Annotated in this window: 23 protein-coding genes; 8 read left to right on the top strand and 15 right to left on the bottom strand. The window is 67.8% G+C overall.

Going from position 1 to position 21,766, the window contains the following annotated elements; translation table 11 throughout:
• Nucleotides 1-196 precede the first annotated feature (196 nt).
• Together sfnG and NF4_RS28580 are read left to right on the top strand one after the other, a co-directional pair.
• Nucleotides 197-1,315: a dimethylsulfone monooxygenase SfnG gene (gene sfnG, locus NF4_RS28585; RefSeq protein WP_063130476.1), complete on the top strand. Its 1,119-nt coding sequence runs from the start codon at nt 197-199 to the stop codon at nt 1,313-1,315.
• Nucleotides 1,312-2,526 (top strand): SfnB family sulfur acquisition oxidoreductase, encoded by a 1,215-nt coding sequence (locus NF4_RS28580; RefSeq protein ID WP_063130475.1) that lies wholly within the window; start codon nt 1,312-1,314, stop codon nt 2,524-2,526. The genes sfnG and NF4_RS28580 overlap by 4 nt, the downstream gene beginning before the upstream one ends.
• A gap of 140 nt (nt 2,527-2,666) precedes the next feature.
• Here NF4_RS28580 and NF4_RS28575 read toward each other — a convergent pair whose 3' ends face one another.
• On the bottom strand, nt 2,667-3,257 hold the full coding sequence (locus NF4_RS28575) for a type 1 glutamine amidotransferase domain-containing protein (RefSeq protein WP_063130474.1): 591 nt from the start codon (nt 3,255-3,257) through the stop codon (nt 2,667-2,669).
• Between the two features lie 177 nt (nt 3,258-3,434).
• Here NF4_RS28575 and NF4_RS28570 point away from each other — a divergent pair, with 177 nt between their 5' ends.
• Complete coding sequence (locus NF4_RS28570) at nt 3,435-3,914, top strand: Dps family protein (protein ID WP_063130473.1); 480 nt, start codon at nt 3,435-3,437, stop codon at nt 3,912-3,914.
• Between the two features lie 542 nt (nt 3,915-4,456).
• Here NF4_RS28570 and abc-f read toward each other — a convergent pair.
• The 7 genes from abc-f to NF4_RS38175 form a co-directional block, all read right to left on the bottom strand.
• A complete protein-coding gene (abc-f, locus tag NF4_RS28565; RefSeq protein WP_063130472.1) occupies nt 4,457-6,097 on the bottom strand; it encodes a ribosomal protection-like ABC-F family protein in 1,641 nt (546 codons plus the stop codon).
• Between the two features lie 274 nt (nt 6,098-6,371).
• Nucleotides 6,372-6,794: a hypothetical protein gene (locus NF4_RS28560; RefSeq protein WP_157120658.1), complete on the bottom strand. Its 423-nt coding sequence runs from the start codon at nt 6,792-6,794 to the stop codon at nt 6,372-6,374.
• 302 nt (nt 6,795-7,096) lie between these two features.
• Entirely contained in the window at nt 7,097-8,416 is a 1,320-nt protein-coding gene (locus tag NF4_RS28555; RefSeq protein WP_084533558.1) for an MFS transporter, read from the bottom strand.
• Complete coding sequence (locus tag NF4_RS28550) at nt 8,413-9,543, bottom strand: PLP-dependent cysteine synthase family protein (protein WP_063130470.1); 1,131 nt, start codon at nt 9,541-9,543, stop codon at nt 8,413-8,415. The genes NF4_RS28555 and NF4_RS28550 overlap by 4 nt, the downstream gene beginning before the upstream one ends.
• 97 nt (nt 9,544-9,640) lie before the next feature.
• Nucleotides 9,641-10,072 carry a putative copper homeostasis (lipo)protein LpqS gene (gene lpqS / locus NF4_RS28545; RefSeq protein ID WP_157120657.1) on the bottom strand — a complete coding sequence of 144 codons (432 nt, stop codon included), beginning with the start codon at nt 10,070-10,072 and terminating at the stop codon, nt 9,641-9,643.
• 346 nt (nt 10,073-10,418) lie between these two features.
• A complete protein-coding gene (locus tag NF4_RS28540) occupies nt 10,419-11,378 on the bottom strand; it encodes a SigB/SigF/SigG family RNA polymerase sigma factor (RefSeq protein WP_063814741.1) in 960 nt (319 codons plus the stop codon).
• Nucleotides 11,379-11,599: 221 nt separating this feature from the next.
• Nucleotides 11,600-11,752, bottom strand: coding sequence for a hypothetical protein (locus tag NF4_RS38175; RefSeq protein ID WP_157120656.1), 153 nt, complete (start codon nt 11,750-11,752; stop codon nt 11,600-11,602).
• Nucleotides 11,753-12,417: 665 nt separating this feature from the next.
• Here NF4_RS38175 and NF4_RS28535 point away from each other — a divergent pair.
• The gene (locus NF4_RS28535; RefSeq protein ID WP_084533556.1) at nt 12,418-13,158 is read left to right on the top strand and encodes a DUF998 domain-containing protein; all 741 of its coding nucleotides are present in this window, start codon (nt 12,418-12,420) and stop codon (nt 13,156-13,158) included.
• A gap of 167 nt (nt 13,159-13,325) precedes the next feature.
• Nucleotides 13,326-14,126, top strand: a complete 801-nt coding sequence (locus tag NF4_RS28530) for a TetR/AcrR family transcriptional regulator C-terminal domain-containing protein (RefSeq protein WP_084533555.1) — start codon at nt 13,326-13,328, stop codon at nt 14,124-14,126.
• Nucleotides 14,127-14,130: 4 nt separating this feature from the next.
• On the opposite strand, the gene NF4_RS28525 is transcribed toward NF4_RS28530, so the two are convergent.
• Complete coding sequence (locus NF4_RS28525; RefSeq protein WP_063130468.1) at nt 14,131-14,874, bottom strand: TetR/AcrR family transcriptional regulator; 744 nt, start codon at nt 14,872-14,874, stop codon at nt 14,131-14,133.
• A gap of 469 nt (nt 14,875-15,343) precedes the next feature.
• On the opposite strand from NF4_RS28525, the gene NF4_RS39555 reads away from it, so the two are divergent.
• The 3 genes from NF4_RS39555 (at nt 15,344) to NF4_RS28515 (ending at nt 18,596) form a co-directional block, all read left to right on the top strand.
• Complete coding sequence (locus NF4_RS39555; RefSeq protein ID WP_232330688.1) at nt 15,344-15,811, top strand: hypothetical protein; 468 nt, start codon at nt 15,344-15,346, stop codon at nt 15,809-15,811.
• Nucleotides 15,812-17,517: 1,706 nt separating this feature from the next.
• Nucleotides 17,518-17,691: a CsbD family protein gene (locus tag NF4_RS37015; protein ID WP_084533553.1), complete on the top strand. Its 174-nt coding sequence runs from the start codon at nt 17,518-17,520 to the stop codon at nt 17,689-17,691.
• Nucleotides 17,692-17,756: 65 nt separating this feature from the next.
• Nucleotides 17,757-18,596 (top strand): DUF1206 domain-containing protein, encoded by an 840-nt coding sequence (locus NF4_RS28515; protein ID WP_063130467.1) that lies wholly within the window; start codon nt 17,757-17,759, stop codon nt 18,594-18,596.
• An 805-nt stretch (nt 18,597-19,401) separates the two neighbouring features.
• Here the strand turns inward: NF4_RS28515 and NF4_RS39550 are convergent.
• The 6 genes from NF4_RS39550 to NF4_RS28495 form a co-directional block, all read right to left on the bottom strand.
• A complete protein-coding gene (locus tag NF4_RS39550; protein ID WP_063130466.1) occupies nt 19,402-19,773 on the bottom strand; it encodes a hypothetical protein in 372 nt (123 codons plus the stop codon).
• 61 nt (nt 19,774-19,834) lie between these two features.
• Nucleotides 19,835-20,056 carry a hypothetical protein gene (locus NF4_RS38850; protein ID WP_198165511.1) on the bottom strand — a complete coding sequence of 74 codons (222 nt, stop codon included), beginning with the start codon at nt 20,054-20,056 and terminating at the stop codon, nt 19,835-19,837.
• Between the two features lie 78 nt (nt 20,057-20,134).
• Nucleotides 20,135-20,308: a hypothetical protein gene (locus NF4_RS38165; protein WP_157120654.1), complete on the bottom strand. Its 174-nt coding sequence runs from the start codon at nt 20,306-20,308 to the stop codon at nt 20,135-20,137.
• On the bottom strand, nt 20,305-20,466 hold the full coding sequence (locus tag NF4_RS38160) for a hypothetical protein (protein ID WP_157120653.1): 162 nt from the start codon (nt 20,464-20,466) through the stop codon (nt 20,305-20,307). Before NF4_RS38160 ends, NF4_RS38165 begins: the two co-directional genes overlap by 4 nt.
• Before the next feature lie 496 nt (nt 20,467-20,962).
• The gene (locus NF4_RS28500) at nt 20,963-21,325 is read right to left on the bottom strand and encodes a hypothetical protein (protein ID WP_157120652.1); all 363 of its coding nucleotides are present in this window, start codon (nt 21,323-21,325) and stop codon (nt 20,963-20,965) included.
• An 82-nt stretch (nt 21,326-21,407) separates the two neighbouring features.
• Nucleotides 21,408-21,668, bottom strand: a complete 261-nt coding sequence (locus NF4_RS28495; RefSeq protein WP_063130463.1) for a hypothetical protein — start codon at nt 21,666-21,668, stop codon at nt 21,408-21,410.
• Nucleotides 21,669-21,766: the final 98 nt, after the last annotated feature.

The raw sequence follows: 21,766 nt of genomic DNA, 5'->3' as shown, positions 1-21,766 counted from the left end.
ACGATGCGATACCCCGCCTTGGCTTCGGTCTCCGCGGACTGCATGTATAAGCCCGAGGAGGCTCCATGATGCGATACCTCCGCCTTCGCTTCGGCCTCCGCAGACCGCATGAACCAGCCTGAGGAGGCAACGTGATGCGATACCTCCGCCTTCGCTGCGGCCTCCGCAGACCGCATGACCAGCCTGAGGAGGCTCAATGACTACTGAGAAGATCACTGACCGGATCCGGTTCGCCTACTGGGTCCCCAACGTCAGCGGCGGTCTGGTGACCAGTGATATCGAACAGCGCACCGGCTGGGATTTCGAGTACAACAAGAAACTCGCCCAGACCGCCGAACGCAACGGTTTCGACTACGCGCTCTCCCAGGTCCGCTACACCGCCTCCTACGGCGCCGAGTACCAGCACGAATCCACCTCGTTCAGCCTGGCGCTGCTCGGCGCCACCGAACGGCTGAAGGTGATCGCCGCGGTCCATCCCGGTCTGTGGCATCCCGTCGTACTCGCCAAATTCGGTGCCACCGCCGATCATCTGTCGGGCGGGCGGTTCGCCATCAATGTGGTCTCGGGCTGGTTCGCGGGGGAGTTCACCGCACTCGGTGAGCCGTGGCTCGAACACGACGAGCGCTACCGGCGCAGCGCGGAGTTCCTGGAAGTGATCCGCAAGATCTGGACCGAGGACGACGTGAACTACGGCGGCGATTTCTACCGCATCCGCGATTTCACACTCAAGCCCAAACCACTCAACACCCCCGAACGCCCGAACCCCGAACTGTTCCAGGGCGGTAACTCCAGCGCGGCCCGCCGCAACGGCGGACGCCACGCGGACTGGTACTTCTCCAACGGCAAGGACTTCGACGGCGTCACCGAACAGCTCGACGATCTGCGCGCGGTCGCCCGGGCCCACGACCGGGAAGTGAAGTTCGGGCTGAACGGATTCATCATCGCCCGCGATACCGAGCGCGAGGCCCACGACACCCTCCGCGAGATCATCGACAAGGCCAACAAGCCCGCGGTCGAGGGTTTCCGGGACGCCGTGCAGCAGGCCGGCGCCGCCACCCGGGACGGTAAAGGGATGTGGGCGGATTCGAGTTTCGAGGATCTGGTCCAGTACAACGACGGGTTCCGGACCAAGCTGATCGGTACGCCCGAACAGGTCGCCGAACGGATCGTCGCCTATCGGGAACTGGGCGTGGACCTGATACTGGGCGGATTCCTGCACTTCCAGGAGGAGATCGAATACTTCGGGGCCAAGGTGCTGCCGCTGGTCCGCGAACTGGAGGCCGCGCGACGCCCCGCAGCGGTGGCGGGGCGATGACCACCGTCGGGGCCGCCCGGATCGCCTCGGCCGAGCAGGCGCGCGCTGTCGCCACGGAACTGGCGGCCGAATTCGCGGTGGGCGCCGCGGACCGCGACCGGGAACGCGCCCTGCCCTTCGCCGAAGTGCGGGAACTCGCGGCCGCCGGGCTGCTGGCGGTGACCGTGCCCGCGGAGCTGGGCGGCGCCGATCTGCCGCCCGGCGAGGTCGCGGAGGTGGTGCGGCTGCTCGCGGTCGCCGATCCGAATATCGCGCAGATTCCGCACAGCCACTTCGTCTACGTGAACCTGCTGAAACTGGCCGGGTCCGCCGACCAGCAGCGACGCTATCTGGGTGGTGTCCTGGACGGCGCACAGATCGCCAACGCCCAGTCCGAACGCGGCGGCGCGACCGTCGCCGATATCGCCACCACCGCGCGCCCGCTCGCGGGCGGGCAGCAGTTCCGGATCGACGGGGTCAAGTACTACTGCACCGGTTCCCTGTTCGCCGACTACCTGGCCGTTCTGACCAGGCTGGACGATCCCGAGGGCACTGCCGGGCTGCCGGGCGGCCAGTACGTCGCGTTCCTGCCCGCCGACACCCCGGGCGTGCGGATCGTCGACGACTGGAACGGATTCGGTCAGCGCACCACCGGCAGCGGCACGGTGTCGTTCGAGAACGTGGTGGTCGAACGCGATCAGCTGGTGGCCCGGACCGCCGCCGTGGACCGGCCCACCGCCTACGGCGCCTCCGCGCAACTGCTGCACGCGGCGATCGACGCGGGTATCGCCCGCGGTGCGCTCACCACCGCCGCCGGTTTCGCCCGGGAGAAGAGCCGGCCCTGGTTCGAGGCGCAGGTGACCCGGGCGATCGACGATCCGCTGCTCGTCCAGCGGTTCGGGGAACTGGCCGTCGCGGTCGCCGCCGCCGAGGCCGGGCTGGCGGCCGCGGGTGCGGCGGTGGACGCCGCGCTGGGGGCGCCGGAACGGGTCGCCGAGGCCTCGCTCGCCGTCGCCACCGCCAAGATCCTGGCCGACCGCGCGGCCACCGAGGTGTCCAGCGCCCTGTTCGAGGTGAGCGGTACCCGCAGCGCGGCCGACGACCTCAACCTGCACCATTTCTGGCGCAATGCCCGGACCCACACCCTGCACGACCCGGTCCGCTGGAAATACCAGCACCTCGGCCGAGCCCTGCTGCACGGCAGTCCGCCGCCGCTGCACGGTGTGATCTAGCCGGACGCCGGCCCGGCGGGAAAGTGCTCCCTCGCCGGGTCGGCCGAGGGCGGCCGAATGTGGGTCGGCCTCCCTCGGCGTCCGGTCGGGAAGGGAGCGGCGGCGGTGCTACCGCGGAGGCGTCCGGCAGTGCCGGACGGTCAGCGGGACGCCGTCGCGCCCTCCGGATGCACCGGATGTTTCCCCTCCGCGAACTCCTCCACGATCTTCGCGCAGAACGCGGGTAGGTCGCCGGGGTTGCGGCTGGACACCAGTCCGCGGTCGTTCACCACTTCCTCGTCGACGACATTGCCGCCGGCATTGCGGATATCGGTCCGGACGCTCGGATAGGAGGTGAGTGTGCGGCCCCGCACCACATCCGCCTCCACCAGCGTCCACGGGCCGTGGCAGATGACGCCGACCGGTTTACCGGTGGCGAAGAAATTCCGGACGAAGGCCACCGCCGACTCGTCCTGCCGGAGTTTGTCCGGGTTGGTGGTGCCGCCCGGCAGGATCAGCGCGTCGAATTCGTCGGGGCTACATTCGCCGACGACCCGGTCCACGTCGAAGGTGTCGCCCTTTTCCACATCGTGGTTCATGGCCTGGATCCGCCCGGGTTTCAGCGACAGCAGCGCGGTGCTCGCACCGGCGTCCTCGACCGCGGATCGTGGCTGCACGAGCTCCACCTGCTCCACCCCGTCGGCGGCGAGAACAGCGACTCGTCGCCCTGTCAGATTGTGCTGCCGGCCCATGCCTGCTCCTTCCGTACGCGGATTGCGGTCCGCCCCGCGGCCTACCCGCGCCCATGGCGGTGAAACGTGGCGCCCCCGGCCGGTGGGATCGCGCACACCCGGACCGGTCGCTGATTCGACCGTGGACGACCGGGTAGTCGGCCCGTGTCCGGCGAACGAGAAGAAAGGCATTCGACGATGAACGTCCCCATCAAGAGCACCCTCGACCCGGAACAGCAGCACGTCACCGGTGAGGCCTTGCGCGCCACTGTCGTCGACCTCATCGATTTGTCGCTGATCGCCAAGCAGGCCCACTGGAACGTTCTCGGCCGTAACTTCCGCTCCGTCCACCTCGCGCTGGACGAGCTGGTGACCGCGGCCCGTGAGTTCACCGACGACGCCGCCGAACGCGCGACCTCCATCGGGGTCAGCCCGGACGGCCGCGCCGCGACCGTCGCCAAGGAGGCCGGCGGTCTCGAGTTCCCCGACGGCTGGCAGCAGGACACCGATGTCATCGATGCCATCGTCAAGAACCTCAGCAAGGTGATCGGCCGCCTGCGTGAGCGCATCGACGCCACCGAGAAAGCGGACCCGGTGACCCAGGATCTGTTCATCACGATCGCGGCCCGGCTCGAACAGTTGCACTGGATGTGGCAGGCTCAGCTCGCCTCCGCCTGATACGTTGTGCCGCGCTCGCGCGGGCCGGTGGGCACAGCGCCGAGTCGGGTGGGAGTACGAGCAGGAGCGAGTGGTTCGGTTTCCGGATCGCCGTACGGGCCCAGTACCGAACCGGACGGCGCCCTGTGTTCACCATGGCGGCCGAGGACGCCCTGGGGCCGATACCTCGACGGTGAGGCCGGACCTCCCCGCTCGACCTCTCCGACGGACAGCCGACGGTGATCGTGCCGGGACCCGGCGACGCCGTATGGTTCACCGACTTACGCGGTGACCGGATCGGCCGCATCGCTGGGGAAGGCGATGCGGCCTGGTTCCCGGCGCGATCTCGGTACCGCGTTGGGCGGCGACGCGGCTCGGCCGCATCACCACCGACGGCGCGATAACCGAAACCGAACTGCCCGGTGCCGAACCGCACGGGTGGCGGTCGGGCCGGACAGTGCGCTGTAGGTGGCCAGGGAATCCGGCGGCCTCTGGCGCATCGTGGTGTGCCGGGATCTCCCGCTCCGCGCGACGGGCGTCGCGCCGAGCGGGAGGATCTGGGCTCAGTCGAGTGCTACGGGCCCGGCGACCTCGCGCAGCCGGCCGTCGGCCAACCGCAGCCAGCGCTGCACCCCGATCTCGGCGAGGAACCGCTCGTCGTGGCTGACGACCACGAAGGCGCCCCGGTAGGCATCGAGCGCGCTTTCGAGCTGCCCGACGCTGACCAGGTCGAGGTTGTTGGTCGGTTCGTCCAGCAGCAGCAACTGCGGTGCCGGCTCCGCGAACAGCACGCAGGCCAGGGTGGCGCGCAGCCGTTCACCGCCGGAGAGCGCGCCCACCGGCAGATCGACCCGGGAACCACGGAACAGGAACCGCGCCAGCAGATTCAGCCGCTGTGGCGTGGGCAGGTTCGGGGCGAACGCGGCCAGGTTCTCGGCGACGGTGCGCTCGAGGTCGAGCAGGTCCAGTCGCTGCGACAGATAGGCGACCCGGCCCTCGGCCCGGGCGACCGCACCGCTTTCCGGCGCCAGATCGCCGTGCACGATCCGCAGCAGGGTGGATTTCCCCGCACCATTCGGCCCGGTCAGCGCGATCCGCTCGGGTCCGCGGATCGTCAGATCCGCGCCGTCGCCGGTGAAGACCTCCTGCTCGCCGAAGCGGTAGCGGATCCCTGCACCGGCGAACACGGTGCGCCCGGCCGGGACATCGGTGTCCGGTAGCTGCAGGGTGATCCGCTGCTCCGGGCGCAGCGCGCGCTCGGCCAGGTCGAGCCGGTTCTTCGCGGCGTCGACCCGGGCGGCGTGGGTTTCGTTCGCGCGCCCGGCCGACTCCTGGGCATTGCGTTTCATGGTTCCGGCGAAGATCTTCGGCAACCCCGCGTTACCCAGATTCCGGGCCGCGTTGCTCGCTCGCCGGGCGGCGCGCTCCCGGGCCTGCTGGAGTTCCCGCTTCTCGCGTTTGACCTCCTGTTCGGCATTGCGGATGTTCTTCTCCGCTACCTCGCGCTCGGCGCGGATCGACTCCTCGTACTCGGTGAAATTGCCGCCGTAGAACCGGATCTCGCCGGCGTGCAGTTCGGCGATGCGGTCCATCCGGTCCAGCAGGGCCCGGTCGTGGCTTACCAGCAGCAGGCAGCCCTTCCAGTCGGCCAGCAGATCGTAGAGCCGGTGCCGGGCCGCGAGATCGAGGTTGTTCGTCGGCTCGTCGAGCAACAGCACATCGGGTCGCCGCAGCAGCTCGGCCGCCAGGCCCAGCGACACCACCTGACCACCGCTGAGGGTGCGCAACCGCCGGGTCATGGTCAGCTCGCCCAGCCCGAGGCGTTCCAGCTGGGCCCGGGTGCGTTCCTCGATATCCCAGTCCGCGCCGATGGTGGTGAAATGCTCTTCGGCGGTGTTCCCGGACTCGACGGCGTTCAGCGCGGCCAGGACCGGTGCGATACCCAGGGTTTCGGCGACTGTCATCTCGCCGGTGAGCGGCAGGGTCTGCGGGAGATAACCGAGTACGCCGTCGACGGACACACCGCCGGCCCGGGGTTTCAGCTCACCCGCGAGCAAGCGGAGCAGCGTGCTCTTACCCGCACCGTTGGGTGCGACCAGACCGGTGCGGCCGCCGGGCACGCTGAAGGACAGATCGGTGAACACCGCGGTGTCGTCCGGCCAGGAGAACGACAGGTTCGAACAGACGATGAATGATTCGGACATGTAGGAGAGACCTCGGTTGTCGTTCGGGCGCTGATGTTGCCCCGAAGAAGGAAAGTGAACGACGGAACGGCCACTACAGCGGCGCCCGATGCGCCCTACTGGTGGCCGTCAGAGCCGGGTGGCTCCGGAGATGTCGAGTTCACCAACCATGATCGATCTCTCTGCGGTCGAGGATTCCGTGTTCACGATAGCAGTCCGCGCACCGGCGGCCGGTTGGGATCGGCAGCCCGGCGTCGCGCTCGGCCCGGCCGGGGAGCAGCGCGATGGAGTCGGTTCAGGAACGCGCCGCGAGGTGGGGCGCCAGATCACCGGTGGTGGGCGGTTCGGCGCACTGTACTCCGCACCGATGCCCCGGCACGGTGGACCCGTCCTCATACTCGCAACTGGCGGTGTCACAGGTGTAGGGACGGTCGTTCGGTTCCACCGGCAGGGGGTCGGAGTAGTACGACCACGCGAAGGTGCCGGAGTCCGAGATGGGCGAGCAGTAGACCGTTGTACCGTCGGCGAGGTGCCCGGCCTCGCCGTGTCCTTCGCAATATCTGTGCAGGTCGACCTGCGGGTTCGGGCTGTCGGCGACCGGGGTCGGCTGGGGCCGGGGGAGAGCGGCCGCCGGAGTGGCGACGGCGAAGCCGAGGGCGACGGCCCCGATGATCGCACCGAGCAACCGAGAGCCCCGGCGATGCACTTGTGGCCTCATGGTTCGCTCCCGTTCTGTCGAGTTCCCACCCGTGCAAGCTGATTGATCGTAGCTATCTCCGCAGGTGGGCGGCAATGGTCGCGGTGGGCGGTATGGGGTGGGGCCCGCGTGGCGGCGCCGGAACCGTGCCGTAACCGTGACCCAAGCGGTCGCCCCGCGCGGTAGCGGTCACCCGCCACCGCGCCCACAAAGGACGATTGTCGCCACCGAACTTCGCCCGGCTCCGTGCTGCTTGCCGAGGACCGTGCCGGGGTCTCGATTCGGGCACAGGGCTGCTGCCGACCCTTGGCCCCGCGGGGAACTCAGCCGCCGCGGCCGACCGGTCCGGAGGCCCGGGAGCCGGGTGCCACCGCTGCCGCCACATCACCGACGGATGTGGTGGGTTCCGCTGTGCCGGAGTGGTCGGTCCCGGCCCGGCCGAGGCGGGCCAGGGCAACGGCCGAGACGGCTCCGATCAGGGAGAGCCCGATCCAGATCAGCACCTCGGCATCCGCCGCCCGGGCGGCTCCGAATACGGCGCCCGTGGCGAGATTGCCGATCAGGATGCCGATACCGACCACACTGTTGTAGAAGCCGTAGTAGGTGCCCACCAGGCGGTCCCCGGCCAGCGTGACGACCGTGTCCATCTCGAACGGGAACACCGCGGCGGTCCCGACGGCCAGCAGGGCCGCTGCGACCAGCAGGGCGGCCACCGCGGCCCAGGTGCCGAATCGCGCCGGGACGGGAACCACGGCGAGCGGTAGGAAGGCGCCGGCCAGGATCGTCATCCCCGCGACCAGGGCGCGTCCGGTGCCCCAGCGCTTCCGGAACCAGGCGGTGATTCGCAATTGGCCGGCCACCGCGATCACCCCGGAGATCACGAACAGTGCGGAGACCAGCAACTGCGCGCCGTCTCCGGCGATCATCTCCGCCTGTAGCGGGAGCGCGAGATACATCTGGAAAGACAGAATGTAGGAACCGATCATCGCCACCGAGAACGCCACGAACCGCCGGTTTCGCAGCACACCCGCCCATGCCGTCCGCACCGGAACCCGGGCGTGTGCGGGCAGCTCGGGTCCGGCGGGCAGGGCCAGCAGCTGGGCCACGGTCAGCACGGCGAACACCACGGCGGCCGCGGCCGCGACCACCCGGAAATCGAGTGTCAGCAACGCGACCCCGACCAGCGGACCCGCGAGGATTCCGGCCTGGTAGAAGATGTTGAACAGCGCGAAGGCCTCCACCCGGCGCGACCCGGATTCGGCGGCGAGGTAGGCGCGAACCGCCGGATTGAACAGTGCCCCGGCGAATCCTGTGGCGGCCGAGGCGATCAGCAGTGCGGGCAGGCCGGTGGCGAACACCAGCAGTGCGAAACCGCCCGTGCGCAACAGGCACCCGGCCACGATCAGGGGTTTGTAACCCAGCCGGTCGGCCAGGGTGCCACCGATCAGGAACATGCCCTGCTGGGAGAAATTACGCACCCCCAGCACGAGCCCCACCGCCCACGCGGCGAGCCCGAGGGGACCGGCCAGATACCCGGCCAGAAACGGCATCAACATGTAGAAGCCGAGGTTGATGCCGAACTGGTTGATCATCAGCAGCCGCACCGGGGTGCCGAAGCTGCGGAAGGTGGTGAAAGTGCTCATCCGCGGGCTCCTTCGAACGCGGCGCGCCCACGCGGATCCACCACGGTCGCGCACCGGGTCCAGGACCGGAACTCCGCCTCGAACGGGGAGGACACCGTGACCGGCCCGGCCGGTGGCGCCACGCCGAGCAGACCGTGTGCGCGGCAGTACTCGTCGCTGAACACAGTGTCGAAATAGCGTTGCGGGCCGTCGGGGAAGATCGCGGCGATCTGGACGTCCGCATCGAACTGTCCGGCCGCCCAGCCGGCTACCAGAGCCACCGCGCCGACACTCCAGCCGCCGGTGGCGTGATGGGTGGTGGCCAGGGTCCGGCAGGCCCACACGGCTTCGGCCGGGGCGATCCAGTGGACTTCGTCGAACGCGGCGTAGTCGACGTTGGCGGGATAGATGCTGGATCCGAGCCCGCGCATGAGCCGCGGTCCCGCCGGTTGCCCGAAGATGGTGGAGGATACGGTGTCCACGCCGATGAGTTTCAGGTTCGGGTCGAACCGGCGCAGCACCCGCGCCACCCCCGCGGAATGACCGCCGGTGCCTACCGCGCAGACCAGCACGTCCACGCCACCCAGCTGTTCGATCAGTTCCACACCCAGTGACTCGTACCCGGCCACATTGTCGGGATTGTTGTACTGGTCCGGGGACCACGCCGAAGGCTCTGCGGCCAGTATCCGCGCCACTCGATCGCGACGGGCCTGCTGCCATCCGCCGACCGGATCCGGCGCGGGCACCACATCGACGGTGGCGCCGTAGGCCGTCAGCAACTGTTTGACGATCGGCTCCAGACCGGGGTCGGTGACCAGGGTGACCGGGTGATGGTAGGCCACTCCGGCCAGTGCCAGGCCCAACCCCAGGGTGCCGCTGGTGGATTCGACGATCCGCGCACCCGGTGTGAGATCGCCGCGCTCCCGGGCGCGCCGCACCATGTGCAGGGCGGGTCGGTCCTTCATCCCGCCGGGATTGCTGCCCTCGAGTTTTGCCCAGAATCCGTGCCCGGCGGGAGCCAGTGGGGCGCCCACCCACAGCACCGGCGTGTTCCCGACGAGGGCCGGAGGCGTCAGGGCGGTGCCGGGCGTCGAAACGATTCCGGCGGCGGTCGGCTCCGCCCGTTCGGGCAGGACCACGTTGTTCATGACTGTCGCTTTCTGTATCGGGTCTCCGCGGACCCGGAGTCGGATGGTCGGCAGCGGACTCCGGCCGGCCCCCTCGGGGCCGTCCGGGCGCGGCCGATCAGCGCCGGGCGATACAGAAGCGGGTGAGGATCTCGCGGCCACCGGCGGCGAGCGCGCCGGCCGGGGGTCCCCGGATCCAGCGTCCGGCGGTGGGGGCGAGCGAGCGCGCGACCGCCGTGGTGAGCGTCAGCGTCACCAGGAGAACGAGGACGAACGGATCGGGAACCCGCGCGGGCAGCACCACCTGGGATACGCAGTGGATCGCGTGGGCCGTGCAGTGGCTCCCGGCCGGATCGCCGGTGCGGTCGTGGTGACCGGCCGCGGTCACGGCCTCGTGCGCTCGGGCGTGCGCTGCCGCCGCGGGGACGAGATCGCAGTGCAGCAGGGGCGACAGCAACGCCAGCGCCGCCAGGACGATCATGATCGTCGCGCCGCGGGGCCGGTGGTTCCGCCGAGACGACGTGGTTCCGGCGCGCGTCGTGACCGTCATCGGCACACCTCCGTTCCCGAGCGTCGTATCCACGACCGGCCCTCTGCCGGTCGTAGTTACTCTACCCCCGTTGGGTACATGGATCGGATGGGCGCCGCGGGGTCACCGGATATGTTTCGCGACAGTACTTCTGGAACGATGAGAACCCGGGGCCGGGTGGCTGCGGATGCGGTCTGCGATCGTCCCGGGCCGGGTTGTGTGCGGCGGGCCGGCCACTCGGGGCGGTACCGGGGGAACTCCCGGGTGAGAAGAGTGCGCGAGGGGGACTCGAGCCCCTCGTACCGGCAACGTTGCTGGTTTCGTGTGTTCGATGGCATCGAGTGGCAGGTGGAAGGGGTCGAGAGGATCAGGCGATGCGGGGCGAGGCCGTGCTCTCGAACTCGAACCGGCGGGCCGGGCGTCGTCCGGTACGTGAACGCTCGGCGAAGCGATTTCGAGACGGCGATTGCCGATCGGCCGTGGCGCGGCCGGCAGCCGGTTCGCCGAGGGCCTGCTCCCTCAGCGTGGTCAGGATGCGAGTGAGTATGCGGGAGACCTGCATCTGGGAGCAGCCGATCGTCGTGGCGATCTCTTGCTGGCTCCTGTTGTCGTAGTACCGCAGGATCAGCACGCGGCGGTCGCCTCGGGGGAGTTGAGCGAGTAGCGGCCGCACCGCCGCCGCGTCCTCGAGCAGGCCGTAGCACGGGTCGATGCGTCCGAGCCGGTCGGCATGTGACAGTGGCGGGCTGCCGCTGTCGTTGTCGGTGCCGGGGATGGTGTCGAGGGAGTCGGCGGTGTAGCCCTTGGACGCGATCAGTGCCTGGGTGATCTCCTCGACCTCGGTATCGAGTGCGGTGGCGAGCTCGCGGGCGGTGGGGATGTTGCCCAGTTCCTGCGTGAGCAGGGGTGTGACGGCGGTGATCCGGCCGCCGAGTTCCTTCAGTCGGCGCGGGACGCGGGTGGCCCAGCCCTGGTCACGAAAGTAGCGGCGTACCTCTCCCATGACGGTGGGTACAGCGAAGGAGACGAATTTCGTGCCGGCTGCGGGATCGAAGCGGTCGACGGCATGCACCACTCCTATGCGGGCAGTTTGTTGCAGGTCGTCGAATTCGACGCCACGGCCGGCGTAGCGGCGAGCGATGTGATCGGCCAGTGGCAGGCAACGCCCGATGATCTCGTCGCGCAGTACGGCGTGGCCGGGGTCGGCGGGATCGAGGGCGGCGAGTTCGTCGAACGAGGGCTCGATTCCGTCGTAGGAGTCGCGGCCGCGATCGGCGCGGCGAGCGGACGGCGACGGGACCGGTCGGGCGCTGGAATGGGATGTCATGGGGAACTCCTCGCGAGCAGATGATCGAATTCCGGTGCGGCTCTGCGCGTCTCGGCCGAATCAATGCGATTTTCCGGAGCCTGTGACAGAAAGGGCAATGGACCGGGGATGGGGCCGAGCCGGATCTCAGCGCAGATCCGGGACGAGTGGTCCTGGGCGGCGCCGGTGAGCGGGACACAGTTGCGGGTACGGATACGTTCCGCCGACTCCGGGCAGCCGCGTCATGCGGCGGCGATCGGGTGGTCGTGGCGCATGACCTCGTCCCACCAGTCGGTCAATGGGCTGGGTTCGGGCCAGCGCACTACTGCCGGCTCTGCGCCTGCCACAGCGGTGGAGGTGTCGCCACGAACGGTATCGGTCTTGTCGGGTATCACGGTGTTCTCCTGTCATGCCCGCCGGAGACGGGACTCGCGGTGTGACCGCTGCGGGCTTCCTCGAACAGAACCCGGCCGGGTTGGTCCTGGCCCTCGCCGGGCCCGGCGAGGGCCGGGGCGTGTGCGGCGGCCGGAGGAAAATTCCCGGAATAGTGGGCCTCGCCGCAGGGGCTGGTGTGAGTCGATTCCCGGCGACGCCGGGACGGTCTGTTCGAGCTTGTGTGGCAAGCCCATCGTCGCGGCCCATATGTCGGACGGTTACCGGCGGGGGCGCGGCATATCGGTAGTGGCAGCGGCGACCGTGCGCGGTGTAGCCGCTGGGCTCGGTTGTCCTGGAGGCGAGCGCATGCGGGCAGTATCGAGGAGACCGGCCAGGCCACCGGCGCCGCAGCGGATATCGGCGCCTGATCCGACGGTGTGGACGATGGCGGGTCGTGCAGCCCTCGGGTCCGGTACCCATCCAAGTAAACCCGGGGCGGAACACAATGTCAACGATGTAGGTCTACAATGGGTGACGACGGTAATTGTTCGCAAAAGGCGTCTATCCGCTCAGGGGCGCCCGACCCGATTCGCGTCCACCTCGCGACGTCGACGGCACCGGCACTACCGGCGCCCGTACATGATCTTGCCGATTGCTTCGGCACCGAGCACGAAGGCGTTGGCTCATGCGCATCACCGAACACATCGCCGACCGGATCGGATACGCACCGATCGCACCAGGCCTTCACCCCGCCACCCCGGTGCCGGTACCGGGGACCGGATTTCGTCATCTCGCGGCGGGAGTCGCGTGGGTCCTGGTATTCGGGTACCTCCTCGCCGAACTCGTAACCGCCACGGCATGGAAATCGGCCTACAGCTTCCGTCACCACACGATCAGCGACCTGGGCATCACAACCTGCACACCGCATGCGTGCTCGCCGCTGCATCTGCTCATGAACGCCACATTTGTGGCACTGGGCCTGGTGACCATTGCCGGAGCCGTTGTATTCCGCAATTACATTCCGCACGGCCCGCGCCAATGGTCGATCGTGGCGCTCGCCGTCATCATCGGACTGAGCACTGCCGCGACGGGGTTCTTTCCGTCCAACGACGGTATCGTCGTACATGTCCTGGCTGTGCTGCCCGCGTTCGTATCCCGCCACATCGTGCTGATCCTGCTCGCGATCTGGCTGTGGAAACATCGCCGCCTCGCCGCACTGTGGTCGGCCTTCTGCGCCTCGGCCGGAATCGTCGGCGCGGTGCTCATGATGATCGGCCTGCAGGTAGGAACGACCGAACGGCTCGTCCTCTACCCGCTACCGACCTGGATGGCCGTGACCGGCGCCGCCATTGTTCTCGCGCCTCTCCGAAACGCCGTACGGACAATGAGATCTGTTCGCCCGCCGGCGTCCGGGGTCGCCCGCTGAGCCAACCATGGAGCCGGCGCCGCACGGGGCGGGTCGCGCTGCTCCCCAGCTGTGGTCGGATCCGAGGTTCGCCACCGTCACAGCACATACCGGGTTCGGTGCCGACGGTCGACGGTTACCGGCACTGGACGCGGCGCCCGCCCTGTGTCTACGTTGTAGATCTACATATGGGAAATCCGCCCGGAGAATGGAGCGCCTTCGTGATTGCTGAACCCTCGGGCAGCCGCAGGAAAGCCGGGGCCGGTCGCCGGGACAGCCCGGTGACCAGGGCGGCTGTATTGGATGCGGCGCTCGTGATCGTCGACCGCGACGGGGTCGACGGGTTGTCGATGCGACGTCTGGCCGAGGCGGTGGGTCGTGATCCGATGGTGATCTACCGGCACGTGCCGAACAAGGCCGCAGTACTCGACGGTGTCGCGGAAGCGGTGTTCGCCGAATTGTCGGTCGATGCCGCGGCCTCCGATTGGGTTGCCGAAGTGCGCCGCGTCGCCCGGGAGTTCCGGCGAGTGGCGTTGACGCATCCGCGGGTGGTGCCGCTGCTGGTGACCCGGCCGCTGGGTACCCCGCTCGGGCAGCGGCCGCCGGCGGTGGTGCGGCCGCTGGAGGACATGCTCGCGCTGCTCACCCGTGTCGGGTACACCGTGGTCGACGCGTTGCACATCTATCGCGCGCTGTTCGGGTTCCTCTACGGGCACGTCCTCAACGAGTTACAGGAGATCGTGGAACGCCCGGAGGAGACCGATGACCTGCTTCGGCTGGGTTTGCATCGGCTGCCGATCGGTGAGTTTCCGCTCGTCCGCGGCTTGGCGCCGGTGCTGGCGGCCTATGACGGTGCTGTGGAGCTCGAACGCGGGCTGGACATTCTGCTGGCCGGCCTCGCGGCGACCATGCCCGGGCCGCATCCTGCCGCGCTGCGACCGGGGGACGCCGTTCTGCCGGGTCCGGACGATGCGCCCGCGGCCAGGTGACGGCTCACCCCGGGTATTTCTGGCGCGGTGCGGCCGGGACCATGGTGGTGGTGAGGCCGGCCAGCAGGGTATCCAGGCCGCGTTCCAGTTCGGTGCCACCGTCGTAGGCGGCCAGCTGTGATGCGAGTCCGCGCAGCAACGGGAACTCGCCGATCGGTAGATGGTGCAGGCCGAGTCGTAGCAGGTCCGTGGTTTCTTCCGGGCGGGCGACGATCTCCTGTACTTCGTTGAGGACGTGCCCGCGCAGGAACCCGAACAGCGCGCGATAGATGTGCAGAGCGTCGCTTCCGCTGAAATCGGCTCGCGTGAGCAGGTCGAGAATATGTTCCAGCGGGCGCAGTGTGCCCGGCGGCTGCAGGCCCAGCGGCGTGGCCAGCGAACGGGTGACCAGCAGCGGCACCGCCCGCGGGTGCGCCACCGCGAGCCTGCGGAAATCCCGGGCGACCAGTCGTAGCTGGTGGCGCCAGTCGGGGTCGGTGGAGTCGACGGTCAGTTGCTCGAGTACGAACTCGGTGACGCCGTCGAGGAGTGCGGCCTTGCTGGCGGCGTGCCGGTAGAGCGCGGTCGGGTCGCGGCCGAGCCGGTTGCTCAGGCGTCGCATCGACAACCGGTCGATGCTGTCGCGGTCGATGATCTCGAGCGCGGCGGCCAGGATGACCGGGCGGGTCAGCGGATGGGCATCGCGATTCTCGGTGCGATCGTCCGGTCGGTCCCGCCCACCGGACGGCCCGGCTCTCGTCTCGTTCATCGCATACGCCGCCTGTTCATCTGCAAGTTGACAACAACGTAATTCTACATCGTAGACAGACGACGTATTCGAGTCCGGTTTGTGGACACAGCCGGGATCATGCGTGGACCGGTCGGACGATATGGACGACCGCGGCCACGATACGCATCTGGAGACGGGGCCATTTCATGGCCACGACAAACAAGATCACTCACCGAGTTCGGGCAGCGAAGACGAAAACGGCCGAGCGCTGACGGTGCGCCGACTCGCAGATTCGACTGGCGGTGCCCGGGCCGCGGCTGGAGTATGCCGACGCCGTGCCGGCCGAGGCGTTGCTCGCGGTCGGCTCGATACCCGGGAACTGGAAAGCGGCGGCCGGTGTGTCCGGCCCGACGGTTACCGGCGCCGAAGTCAATCGTAGACCTACACTGTTGACACCAAGTCGTGGGCGGCGTCTACTGGACGTACCCAACAGATCCGAGGGATCGTCATGATCGTCATCATCGGACTCGTCATCCTTGTCGCCGCTGTAATCATCGGGGTCGCGGGAGTGTTCGCCAACAGTGGCTCCGCGCACACACTGACCGACGACTTCGCGGTGTTCGGCTACCACGTCACCGGCTCCACCGGGGTGTTGTTCCTCTACGGCATCGTGGTCGGTGGTATCGGAATCGCGGGCCTGGCACTGCTGCTGGCCGGGGCCCGTCGTAGCGCCCGCCGTGGACGTGCCGCCCGCCGCGAACTCAAAGCAGCCCGTCGCGACAACTCGGCCGGCGAGGCGCGCCCGTCGCAGCCGATCGGCGCGGAGCGGGAAGCCTCCACCTACTACACCCACACCGGCACCACCGATATCGCCGATGCGGGGCCCGGTAACGCCGCCGCGCCGTATCCCGGTGACCGGCCCGCACCCCGCCGCCGCGGTTTGGGCCAGCTCTTCGGTCGAGCCGGCGCTCGATAGGCGGGGCGCTCAGGCACCGAAGGCGGGGGCCGCGGCGCGCCCGTCCCGGTGGCCGCGCGCCGACGCTCTGGTCGCCGAATCGGCCGATCTCGACTTCGAGAGCTACGGCCGGGCGAGCACGCCCGGTCGCTCGCATCATGTACAACATCGACGGTCGGCAGCCCGCGCCGAAGCGGACGGCGCTCGGCGGGCGTCCCGCCGGAAATTCGTGCCGGAGCGGTGCGCGAGGGGGGACTCGCACCATGTGCCACGGCGCCGGACCGCCGCCGAACACAGCAGCCACCGCCGCCACGCCGGCGCCGATGGCTCGGAGTGGATTGCACGTAGTTCGCGCCGATCGAAGTGGGACGGTCGTCGGCTCGGGAGCTAGCACCCCAGGGTACGAACCTGCGACCCGTGACCTGGGGTTTCTTGTTAGTCTCGGTTTTCACCTTTTGTCAAAATGCCCGGACCTGCGCAAATGATGCGCAGGTTGGCGCCCCCGGCGGGGCGCATCGCAGATGGGAACGCAGGTGATCGGGGGATTCGCTCCGGTCAGCTGGTGGTCGAGGCAGATTTCTGTCTGGCGTGACTGCACATGATCACCACCGTGAACTCCTTCGACAATGAGCGTCGGCACACTGGGGACTCTGCGGATTCATGCTCGGCGCATCGTCGTCGCCCCGTACTGCTGGGGCGTGCTGGCCGTCCGCCATCGCGGCTTCGAGTGACGGTGTAAGGCTCTGGTTGCTTTCGGCCCCATGGATCGGGACGATGCCGCTGAGCAGCGTTGCGGGCATCACCGCGGAACTCCGGTGACGATGGCCAGCCCGGCCAGATCCCGGACCTGTCTGCCTGCGCGCGCCGCAAGGAGGTGAAGACCGCCGTACCGAACATGACGAGCGGCACCAGTGCTGCCGACCGCATGCAGCGCAGGCTGCGGCGAGGATCAGTGCGATCACACCCAGCTGCACGACCGCTCGAAACGCCACCTTGGCACTCAACAGTCGCTTACTACAGTGATTGTTCCGATCGGAGCAGTGCTGGAAGGCACGCGCGCCTTTCCGAATCGGAACATTTCCGGCCAGGTGCAAGGGCTGAGAGCTCTGCGCGGCCGGGGCATGGGGATCCAGCTGACCGCCACGTTGAAGCAGGTGCCCGCCGAGGACGGGGATCGATGGTCGTATCTACCTCGACAGACTTCTCATCGGGAGTCCGCGCGACTTGCAGGACCCTCTCGACCTCGAGTCGATAGCGGCAATGTTCGGGTTGCACCGCTGGCTGTCGAGGCTGCGCGGCAGGGCGTCAGCTTGCCGAGTTCGAGCGGTACGGCGACACACTGTTCGTTGTGCTGCGCCCGGCCGGGTACGGCGATGACGATGAAAGGGGTCGAGTTCGGCGAGGCGAACATGGGTAGCCCATTCGAAGCTCGATGAGTGTCGCATTTCCTCTGCCGCAGTCGAATTGGTCTGGCCCGAGGACGCCCCGCAGATATCGAACGCGACGATTCCGGCTGCCTCGAACTGCTGTTCGTCGGGGAGAGCGGCAAACGGGAAGGGCTGTGGTGGTGCACAGCTCTATGTCGTAGACATACACCGTTGACACCGGCGGGTTCGGGGCGTTGACTTGGTGTCACACAGTGGCCGTCGGCGGCTGTCATGGCCATGATTTCGGACGCGTTGCCTGGTCGTCGGCGGCTGAAGGCTCGAGGAAGAAGTGTCAGTGTCATGAGTATCAGCAAGAAGATCGCTCATTCCGCCGGGGCCACCAAGGGCAGAATGAAGAAGGTGTTCGGTCGAGTCACCCGTAACCGAACCCTCGAGACGGAAGGCCGCGCCGGTCAAGCCAAAGGAAACCTGAAACAGTCCGGCGCCAAGATCAAAGACGCCTTCAAGCGCTAGCTTCCGGGTGTAACCAACCGTCGCGGACCATCACAACGGGTTCCACCACAAGCAGGGCGATCACCATGCCGGACGACACCGAGTTCTCGGCGTCCTACGACAACTCGGCCACTGCCGTGGCTCGGGTGGCTCAGAACAGTATCTTCGAGCGTTTCGCGCGCGCAGGGTTCGTCATGAGCGGCATCGTGCATCTGCTCATCGGCTACATCGCTGTCCGGATCGCTCTCGGTGGCGCCGGGGGCACCGCCGACCAGTCCGGGGCTATGACGGAGCTGGCTGCCAAGCCCGGCGGTGTCGTCGCACTGGGGGTGGGAGTTGTCGCGTTCTCGCTGATGGCACTGTGGCGGCTGGCCGAAGCGGCACTGGGCAGCTCGTCCGGACCCGACGCCGACAGCACGAAGTCCGAGGTTGTGAATCGCGTCAAGGCATTCTCCTTGGCGGCGGTGTATCTCGCCTTCGCGTTCACTGCGTTCGGATTCGCCCGCGGTGGTGGCGGGTCCAGTAGTGAGCAGAGCACGGGGATCACTGCTCGCATGATGCACACGACCGCGGGCACAGTCGCTCTGGTCGCCACCGGGCTGATCATCATCGCGATCGGTGGCTATCACGTCTTCAAAGGCGCGACCCAGAGCTTTCTGCCGGATCTGAAGGGCACCACCAGCACTCTGGTGCGGCGGCTGGGCACGGTCGGATACGTGGCGAAAGGGCTGGCCATCGCCGCCATCGGAGCGTTGGTGATCCTCGCGGTCGTCCGGTCCGAACCCGATGAAGCCAGCGGTCTCGACGGAGCATTCAAAACACTCGGGGCGCAACCGTTCGGAGCGGTCTTGCTGGTAGCTGCGGGCTCGGGGATCATCACCTACGGCTTCTACAGTTTCGCCATGGCGCGATACACCAAGATGTAGGCGCCCGATGTCATCAGTTCGCCTTCCGTCTCGACCACACACTGGTTCCGTTACCGGCCGGACGAGAAACAGATCGGTCCGGCACATCATGTCGCTACCGGACGCGGTGGGCCGTGCTCGGCACATGTGTGCGGGACTGACGTGGACTCTGGTGTCAGCCTATTTGCTCGCCGAGCTCGTCACTGCTACCGCATGGAAGACGGCCTATGGTTTCCGCCACGACACCATCAGCGATCTCGGTGTCACTACCTGCACCCCGAACGCGTGTTCACCCCTGCATCTGGTCATGAACGCGACGTTCGTCGTGCTCGGATCGCTGACCGTCGTCGGAGCGGTCGGACTCCTCGACTGCATTCCCCACGGACCCCGCCAATGGTCGATCGTGGTCTTAGCTGTCGTCATCGGTGCGAGCACCGCGGCAACCGGGGTGTTTCCCTCCGATGACGGCATCGTCGTGCACGCACTGGCGGTGACGCCGGCCCTCGTATCCCGCCACATCGTGCTGATCTTGCTGACCATCTGGCTGTGGAGAAACTGGCGTATGGCCGCGATCTGGTCGGGGCTCTGCGCTGCTGCTGGGCTGACCGGGACGGTGTTGCTGATGATCGGGCTTCCAGGTCGGCGTGACCGAACGACTCGGGTTCTACCCGCTCCCGGCGTGGATGGCTGTTACCGGGGCCGCCATCGTGCTCACGACTGTTCGCACCGCGATGCCATGGCGACGAACCTTGCGGTGGACCGGTCGTCCTCGATATGTGACTGTTGGCGAAGGCCGATAGGGCGGCCTCGGGCCGGTCGGTCCGGATTACTCGGGTGCGTGACCCGACTTCGTGTCCGGATCGACCTTGTCCGCGCGTTCCCATTCCTTGTCCAGGTCGGCTCGCGAATCCGCGGCATCGCTGCGATGCACGTGTGCCTGCTGGGCAAGCTGCTCGGACTGCGCGGTCTTGGCCTCGGCTTCGGCCTTGGCGGCGCGGCTGCGGGCGGCGATCTCGTCGGTCCGCGCCTCTCGCTGACCGACCTCGAACTCCTGTTCCGTCGCGCGGGCGCGGATACCCTCGGCCTCGACCCGCTGGTGTGCACGCTGTTTGCGCATCAACACCAAGGCGCCGGCCACGAGCGCGATGACGACAACAACCGCGACGACGATGATCACAATCACACTGGTGGTGCTCATCCTGCTACTCCTCGCACCCCCCTTGATTCTAACGCCACCAACAGCCCCGACCACCGACAGTTCACGTTGGCGCGGGGATGCGGTCGTGTGACGTTCGAGCGTTGTGTTTCGCGGTGAGCGACGCGGCAGCAAGAGTTACGTCGGTCAGGGTTTCGAGGGCGAGTCGGTTCTGGTCGAATGGCTCGATGAGCCAGGACCGTAACCCGTCGTCCGGGCCGGGGAGGGCGATCACGCAACCGGGTACGGTCCGTTTGGCCTGATAGGCGAAAAGGGGGTCGAACAAGGGGACATCGTGGTCGGCGGTGGTTGTCGCGAGGAAAGTCCACGATCTGCTGTAGCTGCTGACGATGGTTGGGGGTGTTCAGGCCACGACGCCGGAGCTCGGCGTGGACGCGTTCACGAGTGCCGGTGGGGTGCGAACGGCACCTACCCGTCCGGCCCGGATCCAGATTCGCCTGTTGTTGATCGTGGGATCGAGCCCGCAGGTGCGGTAGCGATGGGCAAATTCGAGAATGCTCAGGTCTGTGTCGATCATTGTGGCCGGGTTCCTTTGCCGGTGTTCGCGGTTGCTTGCTGAGGAGTGGCTGTGGCGGTGGTCAGGCCGGGCCAGCCGATGCCCGGCCACGACGCGGGGAGGATGATCAACCCGTCAAGGACCAGCCGGATGCCATGCTCGGTGCCGTTGAAGCTCATCGTGGCCGTGGTGCAGGGGTCCAATACGCGCACGCCCATGCCTCTGCGACCCGGGCAATAACGCCGCCATACGAGTCGGTGCCGCGGGGTACACCGCCTGCGGGCAGTCCGCCCACTGACCAGGCGTCACCACGAGCGCCAACGGCCGCCTGCGCTGGTCAGCGGCCAGATGCAGTTTCTTGGTGAATCCACCGCGGGAACGTCCGAGGCCGTGATCAGCGGGTTCATCGTCGAAACCACCCGCCGGTTCGACCTGCCGGCCCGGGTCACGGCGGGCCCCGGCAGCGTGCTGATGGGCTCGGGCGATCGTGGAATCCACACTCACTGTCCACTCGATGCCGCCGATCGCGGACGCGCAGTTCGGCTGATGCGGTGGGTGTTCAGAAATCGTGTTGCCGCGACAGCAGGGGCCGGCAGGAGGACCCTGGAAAATGACATGCACCCCATCTCGGTGGGTTGCGCGACCGAGAGGGGGTGCGGGGGCAGGTCGGTTGGGTTATGCGGGGTTGCCGTAGCTCTTGATTTTTTCCAGGGGGTAGGCGGCCATGACCGCGACCGCTAGGCCGTAGACCGTCAGGAGGAGGAGAGCTGGTGTGGGCAGTTGCCGTTCGGGGTCGGCGAGGATGTAGGTGAGGTAGCCGATGGGCGGCAGGCAGAGCACGGCTGCTGCGCTGGCCCACAGGGCTACCATCTTGTTGACCTTCTTGCGGCGGTCGGGGTCGGTGAGCATGTGGTCGGGGAGGTCTTCTCCGTAGCCTTCGGATCTGCTCGTGGCCAGCCCGCGGTAGCCTTTCGCGGCTACGTAGCAGCAGGCAAGGAAGATTATTGCGAATATGAGCGCCATTATCAGTGGACGCACATCTGCCCCCGTTCTTTTCGATTGCTGAATAATTGTGCGGGGAGGTTGGGTAACCTCCCCGCACAATTCATTTGATCTTATCTCACTCGAGCGGGGTGTACTTGATGACCGCTGCGACGACCATGGCGATTGCCTGCTTCTTCAGCGGGCCCGGCAGTGCTTTCCAGACCAGTCCTACACCGGCGCCGCCGAAGCAGCCGACGACGGCGTTGACGACGTAGTCGGGTTGGTCGCCGCCGTTGGCGATGTCCCGCAGGACATCGACGCCGACGCTGGCCAGTGCTCCCTGCGCGCAGGAGACGACGGCGGCACTGAGCAGGGCAGCGGGGACGTTGGTGTGCATAGGCCGGTTCGCTGCCTGGAACTGGGTGGCAGCTTGTGGGGCCGCGACGGCGACTCCTGTGCTCGCGGCTGCACCGGCGGCTGCGGCCAGTACAATGC

The sequence above is a fragment of the Nocardia fusca NBRC 14340 genome (assembly GCF_001618425.1).
Classification (GTDB): domain Bacteria; phylum Actinomycetota; class Actinomycetes; order Mycobacteriales; family Mycobacteriaceae; genus Nocardia; species Nocardia fusca.
Note: the sequence above shows the minus strand (reverse complement) of the source record. Positions and strands in the feature narration are given on the sequence as shown.